Origin of the sequence: Streptomyces sp. WM6386 (assembly GCF_000972385.1) — a bacterium.
GTDB lineage: Bacteria > Actinomycetota > Actinomycetes > Streptomycetales > Streptomycetaceae > Streptomyces.
This window is the reverse complement of the sequence record NZ_JXTE01000064.1, coordinates 40,619-53,378: the sequence shown is the minus strand read 5'-3', so window position 1 is coordinate 53,378 and position 12,760 is coordinate 40,619. Positions and strand designations below refer to the sequence as shown.

Annotated in this window: 15 protein-coding genes; 8 read left to right on the top strand and 7 right to left on the bottom strand. The window is 68.5% G+C overall.

The window, feature by feature from the left end:
* Window positions 1–185 precede the first annotated feature (185 nt).
* Both TN53_RS31525 and TN53_RS31520 read right to left on the bottom strand, forming a co-directional pair.
* On the bottom strand, window positions 186–824 hold the full coding sequence (locus TN53_RS31525) for a CE1759 family FMN reductase (protein ID WP_046262146.1): 639 nt from the start codon (window positions 822–824) through the stop codon (window positions 186–188).
* Window positions 821–1,909, bottom strand: coding sequence for an LLM class flavin-dependent oxidoreductase (locus TN53_RS31520; RefSeq protein ID WP_046262145.1), 1,089 nt, complete (start codon window positions 1,907–1,909; stop codon window positions 821–823). The genes TN53_RS31525 and TN53_RS31520 overlap by 4 nt, the downstream gene beginning before the upstream one ends.
* Window positions 1,910–2,018: 109 nt before the next feature.
* Here TN53_RS31520 and TN53_RS31515 point away from each other — a divergent pair, with 109 nt between their 5' ends.
* Window positions 2,019–3,461: an MFS transporter gene (locus TN53_RS31515; RefSeq protein ID WP_052745342.1), complete on the top strand. Its 1,443-nt coding sequence runs from the start codon at window positions 2,019–2,021 to the stop codon at window positions 3,459–3,461.
* 108 nt (window positions 3,462–3,569) lie between these two features.
* On the opposite strand, the gene TN53_RS31510 is transcribed toward TN53_RS31515, so the two are convergent.
* Window positions 3,570–4,466 (bottom strand): NADP-dependent oxidoreductase, encoded by an 897-nt coding sequence (locus TN53_RS31510; protein WP_046262144.1) that lies wholly within the window; start codon window positions 4,464–4,466, stop codon window positions 3,570–3,572.
* Window positions 4,467–4,608: 142 nt separating this feature from the next.
* On the opposite strand from TN53_RS31510, the gene TN53_RS31505 reads away from it, so the two are divergent.
* Window positions 4,609–5,007: a winged helix-turn-helix transcriptional regulator gene (locus TN53_RS31505; RefSeq protein ID WP_046262143.1), complete on the top strand. Its 399-nt coding sequence runs from the start codon at window positions 4,609–4,611 to the stop codon at window positions 5,005–5,007.
* Between the two features lie 34 nt (window positions 5,008–5,041).
* Here the strand turns inward: TN53_RS31505 and TN53_RS31500 are convergent, their stop codons facing one another.
* Together TN53_RS31500 and TN53_RS31495 are read right to left on the bottom strand one after the other, a co-directional pair.
* On the bottom strand, window positions 5,042–5,527 hold the full coding sequence (locus TN53_RS31500) for a MarR family winged helix-turn-helix transcriptional regulator (protein WP_046262142.1): 486 nt from the start codon (window positions 5,525–5,527) through the stop codon (window positions 5,042–5,044).
* Between the two features lie 146 nt (window positions 5,528–5,673).
* Window positions 5,674–6,156, bottom strand: a complete 483-nt coding sequence (locus TN53_RS31495; protein ID WP_046262141.1) for a hypothetical protein — start codon at window positions 6,154–6,156, stop codon at window positions 5,674–5,676.
* Between the two features lie 132 nt (window positions 6,157–6,288).
* Here TN53_RS31495 and TN53_RS31490 point away from each other — a divergent pair, with 132 nt between their 5' ends.
* Entirely contained in the window at window positions 6,289–6,624 is a 336-nt protein-coding gene (locus TN53_RS31490) for a YnfA family protein (protein WP_046262140.1), read from the top strand.
* Window positions 6,625–6,637: 13 nt separating this feature from the next.
* Here TN53_RS31490 and TN53_RS31485 read toward each other — a convergent pair whose 3' ends face one another.
* Complete coding sequence (locus TN53_RS31485; protein WP_046262139.1) at window positions 6,638–7,069, bottom strand: ester cyclase; 432 nt, start codon at window positions 7,067–7,069, stop codon at window positions 6,638–6,640.
* A 148-nt stretch (window positions 7,070–7,217) separates the two neighbouring features.
* On the opposite strand from TN53_RS31485, the gene TN53_RS31480 reads away from it, so the two are divergent.
* From TN53_RS31480 to TN53_RS31470, 4 genes are all read left to right on the top strand, one after another.
* Entirely contained in the window at window positions 7,218–7,994 is a 777-nt protein-coding gene (locus tag TN53_RS31480) for an SDR family NAD(P)-dependent oxidoreductase (protein WP_046262138.1), read from the top strand.
* Entirely contained in the window at window positions 7,995–8,165 is a 171-nt protein-coding gene (locus tag TN53_RS47965) for a hypothetical protein (RefSeq protein WP_199924675.1), read from the top strand.
* 11 nt (window positions 8,166–8,176) lie between these two features.
* Complete coding sequence (locus tag TN53_RS31475) at window positions 8,177–9,442, top strand: tyrosine-protein phosphatase (protein ID WP_046262137.1); 1,266 nt, start codon at window positions 8,177–8,179, stop codon at window positions 9,440–9,442.
* A gap of 177 nt (window positions 9,443–9,619) precedes the next feature.
* A complete protein-coding gene (locus TN53_RS31470) occupies window positions 9,620–10,420 on the top strand; it encodes an LAGLIDADG family homing endonuclease (RefSeq protein ID WP_324609636.1) in 801 nt (266 codons plus the stop codon).
* Window positions 10,421–10,457: 37 nt separating this feature from the next.
* Here TN53_RS31470 and TN53_RS31465 read toward each other — a convergent pair whose 3' ends face one another.
* Window positions 10,458–11,651 (bottom strand): RtcB family protein, encoded by a 1,194-nt coding sequence (locus TN53_RS31465; RefSeq protein ID WP_046262135.1) that lies wholly within the window; start codon window positions 11,649–11,651, stop codon window positions 10,458–10,460.
* A 184-nt stretch (window positions 11,652–11,835) separates the two neighbouring features.
* Here TN53_RS31465 and TN53_RS31460 point away from each other — a divergent pair, with 184 nt between their 5' ends.
* Window positions 11,836–12,657 (top strand): hypothetical protein, encoded by an 822-nt coding sequence (locus TN53_RS31460; RefSeq protein WP_046262134.1) that lies wholly within the window; start codon window positions 11,836–11,838, stop codon window positions 12,655–12,657.
* Window positions 12,658–12,760 lie beyond the last annotated feature (103 nt).

Genomic DNA, 12,760 nt, shown 5'->3' with positions numbered 1-12,760 from the left:
ACCGGGTGACCGGGTGACCGGGTGACCGGGTGACCGGGTGACCGGGTGACCGGGTGACCGGGTGACCGGGTGACCGGGTGACCGGGTGACCGGGTGACCAGGGGACCAGGTGGCCGGGGGACCAGGTGGCCGGGGGACCAGGTGGCCGGGTGACCCAGCCACGAAGGGACCCAGCCACCGAGCCCTCAGACCGCCGGCGCGCCCGTCGGCGACAGTGCCGCCAGCTGTTCGGCGAACGGGACCACCTCGAAGCGGTCCCTGGCCTTGGCCGACGTGACCGAAGCGGCCGACGTGACCGACTTGGCCTCCGTACGGCCCTCGGGCAGCAGCGCCGCCAGCTCCCCCGCCGCCCGCTCGATCCGCCCCTCCAGCCCCTCCGCGCCCCAGTCCTCCGAGGCGGCGTAGACCCCGGTCGGCACGACGACGGCCCGCAGATGGGAGAAGAGCGGCCGCAGCGCGTGGTCCAGCACCAGCGAGTGCCGCGCGCTGCCGCCGGTCGCCGCGAGGAGCACCGGCTTCCCGGCCAGCGCGTCCTTGTCGAGGACGTCGAAGAACGACTTGAAGAGTCCGCTGTACGACGCCGAGAACACCGGAGTGACGACGATCAGCGCGTCCGCCCCGGCCACGGCGTCCTGCGCGGCGGCGAGAGCGGGCCCCGGGAACCCGCTGGTGAGGTGGTGGGCGATCGCCACGGCGAGGTCACGGACCTCGACGACCTGCACCTCGGCCGGAGCGGCCTGGTCCACGGCCGCCGCCAGCCGGTCGGCCAGCAGTCGCGTGGAGGACGGCACGCTCAGTCCCGCAGAGACGACGACGAGCTTCATACGACGGTCTCCTTCTTCACTTCGGCGAGCAGCGACGCGTGGGTCGGCGCCTCGGGGACATCCTTCGCGCGGCCCTTCGCGAACTCCTCGCGCAGCACTGGAACGACCTCCTCGCCCAGCATGTCGATCTGCTCCAGGACGGTCTTCAGCGGCAGCCCGGCGTGGTCCACCAGGAACAGCTGGCGCTGGTAGTCACCGGCGTACTCGCGAAAGCCCAGCGTCTTCTCGATGACCTGCTCCGGGGAGCCCACGGTCAGCGGGGTCTGGTCGGTGAAGTCCTCCAGGGACGGCCCGTGTCCGTAGACCGGCGCGACGTCGAAGTAGGGCCGGAACTCGCGGATCGCGTCCTGGGAGTTCTTCCGCATGAAGATCTGCCCGCCGAGTCCCACGATCGCCTGCTCGGGCGTGCCGTGGCCGTAGTGCGCGTAGCGGCTGCGGTACAGCTCGACCATCCGCTTGGTGTGGTCGGCCGGCCAGAAGATGTTGTTGTGGAAGAAGCCGTCGCCGTAGTACGCGGCCTGTTCGGCGATCTCGGGCGAGCGGATGGAGCCGTGCCAGACGAAGGGCGGTACGCCGTCCAGGGGGCGGGGTGTGGAGGTGAAGCCCTGGAGCGCCGTACGGAACTTCCCCTCCCAGTTCACGACGTCCTCGCGCCACAGGCGGCGCAGCAGGGCGTAGTTGTCGATGGCGAGGTTGATGCCCTCGCGGATGTCCTGCCCGAACCAGGGGTAGACGGGGCCGGTGTTGCCGCGGCCCATCATCAGGTCCACCCGGCCGTCGGCGAGGTGCTGGAGCATCGCGAAGTCCTCGGCGATCTTCACCGGGTCGTTCGTGGTGATGAGGGTGGTGGAGGTCGAGAGGATGAGCCTCTCGGTCTGCGCGGCGACGTAGCCGAGCATTGTGGTCGGTGACGAGGGCACGAACGGCGGGTTGTGGTGCTCGCCGGTCGCGAAGACGTCGAGCCCGACCTCCTCGGCCTTCAGCGCGATGGCGACCATGGCCTTGATGCGCTCGCGTTCGGTCGGCGTCCGGCCCGTGGTGGGGTCCGGCGTGACATCGCCGACGCTGAAGATCCCGAACTGCATGGTCGCTCACCCTCCAAGTTGTTGACCGTTCAACTATACCGCTGAACGGCCACCCCCGCCCCGTTATTCCACTTGACCCACCAACCCTTCCTGCCTCATATTCATCTGCGTGACGCAGATATTGCACGACACAGATAAAGGACGGGAGAAGCCGCCTCTTCCCGCCCGCACCCGCTGGGCGATCCTCGCCGTGATCCTCGCCGCCGACGTCCTGGACCTCCTCGACGCCACGATCACCAACATCGCCGCCCCGACGATCACCGCGGACCTCGGCGGCGGCCCCGGCCTCGTCCAGTGGCTCGGCGCCTCCTACGCACTCGCCCTCGGCGTGCTGCTCGTCCCCGGCGGACGGCTCGGCGACAGATACGGGCGCCGTCGGCTCTTCCTGCTCGGGCTCGCCGGGTTCGTGGCGGCCTCACTGGCCTGCGGGCTCGCTCCCGACCCGACGACGCTGGTCGTCGCCCGGCTCGCCCAGGGCGCCTTCGGGGCCCTCGTCATCCCGCAGGGCTTCGGCATCCTCGGCGCCACCTGGCCCCGCGACCAGATCGGCAAGGCGTTCAGCCTGTTCGGGCCCGCGATGGGGCTGTCCGCGGTCGGCGGCCCGATCCTCGCCGGGTTCCTCGTCGACGCCGACGTCCTGGGCCTCGGCTGGCGCCCCATGTTCCTGATCAACCTGCTGCTCGGCGGCGCCGCCCTGCTCGCCGCCGCCCGCCTGCTGCCGCGCGACCCGGGCGACCGGACCGTCTCCGTCGACGTCCGCGGGGCCGTGCTGCTCACCGGCGCGCTGCTCGGCCTGCTGGGCGGGCTGATCGACGGCTCGGCGCAAGGCTGGACAGGTGGCTGGACCAGTCGGCCACTGATCCTCCTGGCCATCGGCCTCGCCCTCTTCGCCGCCTTCTGCCGCCGCCAGCGCACCGCCCCCCACCCACTCATCGAACCGACCCTGCTCCACAACCGCGGCTTCGCCGCGGGCCTGGCCCTCGGCATCGTCGCCTTCGCCGCGACCGCCGGCCTCCTCTACGTCCTCTCCCTCTTCCTCCAACAGGGCCTCGGCCGCTCCCCCACCGGCACCGCGCTCGCCCTGATCCCCCTGACCATCGGCATCGTCATCGCCTCGATCGCCTGCCACGGCCTGATCCACACCCACGGCCGCCGCCTCATCCACGCCGGCCTCCTGACCCTCATCGCAGGCTGCGCCTACCTGACCCTCCTGATCCACAACTCCGGCACCCACACCGGAACTTGGTCCCTCGTCCCACCCCTGCTGATCCTCGGCATCGGCATGGGCACCTGCTTCGGCACGGTCTACGACATCACGATCGGCGACATCGCCCCGGCGGAGTCGGGCAGCGCGAGCGGCTCGCTCAACGCCGTACAGCAACTGGCCAACGCGATCGGAGCGGCAGCGGTGACCACGGTCTACTTCCGGACAACCGGCAACACCACCCACGCCACCACCATCAGCCTCATCACGGTCACCGCGGCGCTCACCCTGTGCCTGCCCCTGGTAGGCCTACTGCCGCGCAAGGCGCAGAAGAACGAGCACCACTGAGCCCTGGCGGAAAGGCCGACGCAGCCGCCTTTCCGCCAGGGGCGCGGGGAACTGCGCGACAAGCCACACACGACCCGCACCCGCCGCGCAACAGTCCCCACCACCCCACTAGGCGCCCGGCACCAACACCAACCGCCCCCGCACCCCGCCCTCGGCGAGCCGGACATGCGCCTTCACCGCCTCCTCCAACGGAAACGTCTCCGCCACCCGCAACGTCAGCACCCCCTCCTCGACCAACCCGACCAACTCATCGAGCCGCGCCCCATCCGCACTCACCTCGACGGCAGTCGTCCGCATCCCCCGCACCGACGCCGGCTGAGCCTGCGGAATGACCCCGACGTACACACCCCCGTCCCGCACCCACTCCAGCGCCGCCTCCCCGAGCACCGCCGCATCCAGTACGCCGTCGAAGGCCCCCGCCTCAACCGCACCGGACGTGAAGCCCGCGGCACCCAGGGACCGTACGAGCTCCTCGTCCCCCTCCCGCGCGAGCCCGGTCACCGAGATCCCCCGGCGGGATGCGAGCTGGATGACGAACCCCCCGACCGCACCCGCCGCACCGGTGACCAGCAGGGACTGCCCCTCCGTCAACTCCGTGAGCTCCAGGGCCTGTACGGCGGTCAGGGCGTTCAGCGGCAGCGTCGCCGCGTGCACGACGTCGACCGTCCTCGGCGCCCGCGCCACCGCGTCCGTGTCCAGGACGACGTACTCGGCGTGCGTGCCCAGCGGCGCGACCATGCCGTAGTCGAGCCCGACCACCTGATCCCCCACACTCCAGGCAGTCGCGACCCCGACGGCGTCCACCGTGCCGGCGACATCCCAGCCGAGGCCGATCTGCTTGCCCGCACCCCCGAAGACGCCCTGCCGCACCTCGGCGTCCACCGGGTTCAGCGTGGCCGCCGCCACCTTGATCCGTATCTGCCGCGCGGCGGGCTCGGGCACCTCGGTCTCCACGACCTCCACGGCCTCGGGCCCACCGAACGCGTTCACCACAACAGCACGCATGCCAAGTCTCCTGGTTTTATTGGCGTTTGTGGGCATTCCCCGCTTGAAAGGAATCCCCCTTCACTGCCAACAACCCTAGGAAGAGTTACTATCTATCAGTAAGTAGTTACCTGGAAGTGCGTAAGCACCCCGGAGGTGAGCCATGCCGACCATGACCGCGGCCCAGCGGCGCGAGCAGGCCCGTGTCGAGTACGACGCGTTCATCCGCGGCTGCCCCACCAACCAGCTGCTGGACCGGCTCAGCGACAAGTGGGTCAGCCTCGTCGTTGCGGCCCTCTCCACCGGCCCGATGCGCTACAGCGACCTCACCCGCAAGATCGCCGGCGTCAGCCCCAAGATGCTCACGCAGACCGTGCGCGCGCTGGAACGCGACGGCATCCTCGTCCGCACGGTCACCCCGTCCGTCCCGGTCCGCGTCGACTACGAACTCACCCCGCTCGGCCACAGCCTGGCCGTACTCCTGACCGCGGTGAAGGCCTGGGCGGAGACCCACATCGACGAGGTCCACCAGGCCCGCGAGCGCTACGACACCACGGACTGACGCGGACTGACCGACTGGCTGTCCGGCCGTCCGACTAGACGTCGCCGGAGCGCAGCCGCTCGACCTGCTCGGCGCTGAACCGCGTCGTACGCCTCATGTGCTCGATGATCAGGGCGAGTTGGGCATCACCGAGGTCGTCGAAGAGGGCGTTGTACCCGCCCCCCAGCCGGTCCCACACCCGCGTCAGCTCCGCGAGCTTCTCCGGCACGGTGGCCACCAGCACCCGCCGCCGGTCCGCCACGTCCCGCTCCCGCACCGCGTACCCGGCCCGCTCCAGCCGGTCCACCAGCCGCGTGGCCGACCCGGTGGTCAGCCCCGTCAGCTCGGCGACCCGCCCGGTGGTGACGGGCCCCCCTTCCAGGGCCAGCAGATTCAGGCACTGCAGATCGGTCGGATGCAACCCCAGATGATCGGCGAAGGCCTGATTGAAGAGAGCGTAGGAGGCCATATACCGCCGAGAAACGCCCCCCAACTCATCGAGCAACCGCCGCCGCCCGGCCCCACCCTCCACCTCCACCATGCAGAGATCGTACGACGCACCGGGGAACAGGGAAGGGAGGGATTGGCAGATCCGTCCGCCGCGGGGAGACCGTCACCTGCGGTTTTCCCTTTGGACCGTGGGACAGATCTGCCAATCCCTCCCTCCAGCCACCCACCCAGCCGCGGTCAGAAGTAGTACGTGTCGCCTGTGTCCAGGATCAGGACCCGCTGTTGGTCGTTCACGTGGTTTCGGTCCAGGACTCCGCCGCTCCATACCGTGTCGAGCTCCAGCAAGGCCTCCGACGGCTTGCCCCTCAGGTTCAGCCGCAAGCCGATCTGGTTGCCCAGGCCGTCCGCGGCCAGCGCGCCCACCCGGCACAGCACCACCCTCAGGCCCGACCGTGCGCATCCGTCCGGCAGCAGCTGTCGGTTCGCCAGCGGTTCCGACCAGCGCAGCCGCACCGTCGCGTCGGGCACCGCCGACGGCCCGTGATTTCGCGGCGTGAACCGCACCTCGACCTGGCCGGCGGCCATGGAGACGGCACCGTGATAGGCCAGATCGGCCTCGGGCCCACCAGGAAAGGCCCCCGCCCCCGCCCCCGCGAAAGCCCCCGGCGCCACTCCACACACCGCCAGCACGGCCGTGACGCACACAGCAACAACCCGCATACCGGCACTCCTCACTCCAGCCTGGCCATACCGTCGGATGTATCCCACGCGGAGCGGGCGACAGGCGCCCTCCAACAGGTGACTGGACCCATATGGCCAGGTGATGTGGACCCATATGGCAGGCTGCGCGGCATGCTCGTCCTGCGCTCGGCCGCCCTCTTCGTCGTCGCCGCCCTCTTCGAGATCGGTGGGGCCTGGCTGGTCTGGCAGGGCGTACGGGAGCACCGCGGCCTGCTGTGGATGGCCGGCGGCGTGCTGGCTCTCGGCGCCTACGGTTTCGTCGCCACCTTCCAGCCCGACGCCCACTTCGGCCGCATCCTCGCCGCGTACGGCGGGATCTTCGTCGCCGGTTCGATCCTGTGGGGCGCCGTCGCGGACGGCTACCGACCCGACCGCTGGGATGTCACGGGCGCACTGGTCTGCCTCGCGGGCATGGCGGTGATCATGTGGGCGCCGCGGGGCAACTGAGCGAGCCCGGCGGCTACGGCGTCTCGTCGGGCAGCAGTCCGAGCTGCCCCAGGAACTCCATCTCGTCGAAGTAGAGCCGGTAGTCCACGATCCGGCCGTCCCTCACCGTGGCGATGTCCACCCCTCGGATCCTGACGTCCTTCTGCGTCGCGGGGAGCGACTCCCCGGTGGGCAGCTGGATCGGACCGGTGTTCCGCCCGCTGAAGATGCCCTCGTCGATGGCCGTGTCACCGGTCTCGTAGGCGTGCAGCGTCTCGAACGTCGCCTCGGGCACCGCCTCCGTCATCTGCCGCCAGTACTCGACGATGCTCTCCCGCCCGCGCAGCTCCCCCTCGTCGGGCGTGAACGCGACCGCGTCCTCCGCGTACAGCTCGGCGATGGCCTTCAGGTCCGGGTGCGTCACCGCCTCGGTGAGCCGGTCCATGACCTCACGCGCTTCTCCCATGGTCCACCTCCAGGAACAGAGGATCACCCACCTCGATTTTCCCACGGCAAGGCGCGAGGGGCCCGCCCGCTGAGACCACGGATCACACCCCGCCCCCACCGGCCTATCCTGGCGAGAGCCATTCGTCCGCACGCCCGAGGAGCAGCCCATGGCCACCGCCGCACCGTCCGCAGCCTCCCGCATCGCCGTCGTCACCGGTGCGAGCAGCGGAATCGGCGCCGCCACGGCCCGACAGCTCGCCGCCGCGGGCTACCGCGTCGTCCTGACCGCCCGCCGCAAGGACCGCATCGAGGCCCTGGAGGCGGAGATCAACGCGTCCGGCGCCCAGGCCACGGCATACCAGCTGGACGTCACCGACCGCGCCGCGGTCGACGAGTTCGCGTCGGCCTTCCGGACGATCGGCGTCCTGGTCAACAACGCCGGCGGCGCGCTCGGCGCCGACCCGGTCGCGACCGGCGACCCGGCCGACTGGCGTTCGATGTACGAGACGAACGTCCTCGGCACCCTGAACGTCACCCAGGCCCTCCTCCCCAAGCTGGTCGCGAGCGGTGACGGCACGGTGGTCGTCGTCTCCTCCACCGCCGGCCACGGCACCTACGAGGGCGGCGCCGGTTACGTCGCCGCCAAGCACGGCGCCCACGTCCTCGCCGAGACCCTCCGCCTGGAGATCGTCGGCCAGCCGGTCCGCGTCATCGAGATCGCGCCCGGCATGGTGAAGACGGACGAGTTCGCCGTGACCCGCTTCGGCGGCGACAAGGAGAAGGCGGAGAAGGTCTACGAGGGTGTCGCCGAGCCCCTGACGGCCGACGACGTCGCGGAGACGATCACCTGGGCCGTCACCCGCCCCCACCACGTCAACGTCGACCTGCTGGTCCTGCGCCCCCGCGCGCAGGCGTCGAACACGAAGGTCCACAGGGAGCTGTAGATGCCCGACGACCACGGCGACCCAGGCGACCTCGATGACGAGTCGGACCGCCGGCACCTCGCACTGGAGAAGAAGCGCGAACGCTTCGTCTGGTACTACCTCGCGTACTTCCTCTTCGGCATCCACATCGTGGCCTTCGTGATGATCTACGCGGTGACGCACGCGAAGTAGGGTCGCTGTCCGTGGACAGACATCTGCGCTTCGAGACCCTGCACAACTTCCGCGACGTGGGCGGCTATCGGACGACCGACGGCCGCCGTGTCCGCGCGGGCAGGCTCTACCGAGCGGACTCCCTAGGCAAACTGGCCGAGGGCACCGCGGACTGGAGCCGTTTCCTGTCCCTCGGTATCGGCACGGTGATCGACCTCCGCTACGACTGGGAGATTTCGGCGAAGGGCCGCGTCCCCTCCCACCCGTCCTTCGAGTACGTCAACCTCAGCATCGAGCACCGCCCCTACAACCAGGCGGCGTTGGGCCCCGACATCGACCCCGGCCCCTACCTCGCCGAACGCTTCATGGAAGTGGCCGAGGACGGCACGAAGGAAATCCGCCAGGCCCTGGAACTGGTAGCGGAATCAGCACAATCCGACACCCCGCTCGCCTTCCACTGCGCCACCGGCAAGGACCGCACGGGCGAACTGGCGGCCCTGATCCTTTCCTTGCTCGGCGTCGACGAGCGAACGATCATCGAGGACTTCAGCCTCACGGAACTGGCGACCTCGTCCCTGTTGGCGGACTGGCGGGAGAGGAACGAGGGCAGATCCCCGACCTGGCCAGGCTTCGCCCGCGCCCCGGAGTCGGTGATGCGCCTGTTCCTGCAATCCCTGAACACGCGCTACGGCTCGGTAGAGGGCTACGTCACGAAGGCCCTGGGCCTGAACGCCGAAGCCCTCTCCTCAAAGCTCCGCGAAAACCTCCTGGAACCGGCCCCGACGACCTGGCACCCCCTCACCTACCGAAGGGCGACCCCGGCGGACGCCAAGACCCTGGTCCACCTACGCGACTCCCTCTCCCTCTGGATGCTGGCCAGAGGAATCGACCAGTGGAAACCCCAGGAAAAGACCGAGGCCCACTTCATCACCCGCATGCGAGAAGGCGAAGTCTGGCTGGCCCACACAGGCGACACCCTGTCCGGCGCGTACGAACTCTGGTGGACCGACGAAGCAGCCTGGGGCCCCCGCCCCTCCGACGCCGGCTACATCCACCGTTTGATGACAACCCCCCACACGGCCCCACCCCACACCGGCCGAGAACTCCTGACCCACGCGGAGTCCCGCATCTCAGAGTCAGCCCGCCCCTACGCCCGCCTGGACTGCCTGTCGACCAACCCCCGCCTCCGCACCTACTACGAGTCCGCGGGCTACACAGCCGTCGGCGAACAGCCCACAAAGGACGACGGATCGGGCAGCCCGTACGCGGTGACCTTGCTGGAGAAGCACCTCGGTTAACTCACAGGGGTGAACCTCATCGATCACCCAAACGGCCCCTGAACAGGCGATCTAGGCTCGCACCACAACATCAAATCGACGGCCCTCGGCTGGGACTGGCATCCCAACCGAGGGCCTGACCAGCAAGGAAGGATCAGCTTCCTCATGGCTGACTGCGAGCCTAACGCTCACCGGTTCATGGACCTCACGGTCCCGGAGTACGCGTACATGTTCGGCTTCTTGCAGGCGGACGGGCACCTGGCGAAAGGGACAGGCCAGAAAGGCCGCCTGACCGTCGAGATCAACGCTCGAGACATCGACCTCCTGCACAAGTTCCAGAAACTCACGCCGTACTACAGCAGCATCAACGAGCGCACGCGGTCCACGAACTTCGCTGAGACGCACAACTCGGCCACCTGGAGCTTGTGTTCCCTCGAAGCCCGGACCCTGCTCAATAACCTCGGTCTGCCCTATGGCCGCAAATCGAAGACGATCTCCCCACCACACGGGGATTTCGCACGCCTCGACTACCTCCGAGGTGTCTTCGATGCCGACGGCTCCGTGGGTTACACCAGCAAGGGCCTGCCCTTCATCTCTCTGACCACCGCCAGCACAGCCATTGGCGCCTACCTTTGCTTCTACGCAGGAAAGGTCACAGGGATGGAGCGCAGCCTCAAGCGCAATAGACGAGACGGCATCTACAACATCCTCTACTGGACGGAGGCGGCCCAGGCGCTGAGCGCACACCTCTACTACCCTGGCTGCCTTGCATTGGAGCGCAAGCAAGCGGCGGCTGACTCACTATCCGCCTGGATTCGCCCGGCCGATATGAAGGTTGCACCGGTCCGCCGCCGCTGGACCGCGCACGAGGACCGCGTGTTGTTGCGCCTGAACAACGACGCTGCGGCAGCCAAAGAACTCGGCCGAACCGAGAAGAGCTGCTACATCCGCCTCTGGCGCCTGCGGACCGGCCAGACCCCGATGCCCACCGAGCGATAGCCGATAACACGAGGCCCCCGATCGGGGGCCTCGTGCATCAGCCCTTCACACAGATGAACTGCTTCAGCTTCGCGACGACCTCAACCAGGTCACGCTGCTGCTCCATCACCTGATCGATGTTTTTGTAAGCACCGGGAATCTCATCCACGACACCGGAATCTTTACGGCACTCCACGCCCCGTGTCTGCTCCTCCAGGTCCCGCACCGTGAAGCGCCGCTTCGCCGCGTTCCGGCTCATTCGCCGGCCCGCCCCGTGCGAAGCCGAGTTGAAGGCCTTCTCGTTACCGAGCCCCTTCACGATGTACGAACTGGTGCCCATCGAACCGGGGATGATCCCGAACTCACCGGATCCCGCACGAATCGCGCCCTTACGTGTGACCAGCAGGTCCATGCCCTCGTAGCGCTCCTCGGCCACATAGTTGTGGTGGCAGGAGATCTCGGACGCGAAGGTCGGTTTGGCCTTCTTGAACTCCTTGCGGATCACGTCCTTCAAGAGGGCCATCATGATCGCGCGGTTGTACTTGGCGTACTCCTGCGCCCAGTACAGATCGTTCCTGTACGCGGCCATCTGCGGAGTGTCCGATACGAATACCGCCAAGTCACGGTCCACGAGACCCTGGTTGTGCGGGAGCTTCTGAGCGACGCCGATGTGGTGCTCGGCCAACTCCTTGCCGATGTTCCGGGATCCGGAGTGCAACATGAGCCAGACCGAATCTGACTGATCAAGGCAAATTTCGATCATGTGGTTGCCGGCTCCGAGCGTCCCCATCTGCAAACCGGCCCGCCCCCGCCGAAACTTCACCGCCTCCGCAACCCCATCGAACCGCCCCCAAAACTCATCCCACCCCGCAGTAGCGAGCCCATGGAACCGCCCAGGCTCAACGGCAGAGTCATGCATCCCCCGCCCCACCGGAATGGCCTGCTCGATCTTCGACCGCAGCCGAGACAGATCCCCCGGCAGATCATTGGCGGTCAGAGACGTCTTGACGGCCGACATCCCGCACCCGATGTCCACCCCCACCGCCGCAGGACAAACAGCCCCCTGCATCGCGATGACCGACCCGACCGTCGCCCCCTTCCCGTAATGCACGTCCGGCATCACGGCGAGCCCCTTGATCCACGGCAGGGTCGCGACGTTGCGCAGCTGCTGGAGCGCGCCGTCCTCGACCGACGCCGGGTCGGCCCACATACGGATCGGTACCTTCGCGCCCGGCATCTCCACGTACGACATATCGTCCTCATTCCCCCGGAATTGTGTAAAAGTCTCAAATCGCAAAACCGGCGCCAAGATCAACGAATAGGACAACGGACCGGCGTCCACGGCTGTGCGTGCGATACACATGGTGCCCAGGGGTCACCCCTGCCCGGCAAGCGAATAAGCAGCGGGAACACGCACACAGCGAGAGGAGCCGACCGTGCAGCGGAAGGCCTATGTACCCGGCGTCGCGGCGCTCCTCGTGGCATTGCTGGCCGGCTGCACCGGCGGCTCGGACGACGGCGGCACCACGGACGACGCCAACCCCGGCGACGTCGGCACCGCGTCGGCCGCCGCCGAGCCCGGCCGCTACCGCACGCTCCCGGAACCCTGCGGCGCGGCCGGGCAGAGCACCCTCGACGCGCTCCTGCCAGGCATCCAGCAGATCACGGACGAGGCGCAGCGCGAGAAGGCGTACGAGGGCGAGCCGACGGTCACGTTCGACACGGACCGCAAGGTCGGCTGCCGTTGGAAGGTCGAGTCGACGGACGCGACGGACCGGCTGCTCGTCGATCTGGAGCGGGTGGTGTCGTACGACAACGCGGTGAGCGACGACAGTCAGGCGGAGGCACTGTTCGCGAAGAAGCAGGAGGCCGCCGACCTCCCGGAGCCCACGAACTCCGAGTCGAGCACCTCCGATGTGAGTACCGAGAGCGAGACCCCGAGTTCGTCCTCTTCTTCCCCTCCTTCTTCCCCTTCTTCTCCGTCCTCCAGCACCCCTCCGAGCGCCACTCCGACAGATCTGCAGCCCCGTCTGCTCGACGATCTGGGTGACGAGGCGTTCCTGGACGACGCGCTCAGCAGCTCGGGTTCGACGGCTCAGCAGCGCACGGTGACTGTGGCGTTCCGCACGTCGAATGTGATCGTGACGATCGTGTACGAGGAGCAGCCGGCGACGGTCGGCGTGGTGCCGGACAGTGAGGAAATGCAGGACAGGGCAAGGGAGCTGGCCTCTCGGCTGGCGGAGGCGCTGGCGAGTTGAGGGGCGTTCGGGCGCCTCGGCAAAGCAGGTGAACCAGAGCCGCACTGCTGCCTCACCGCGTACCGTGGCCCCTCGGACCCGAGCCGACCGCAGGAGCACGAGC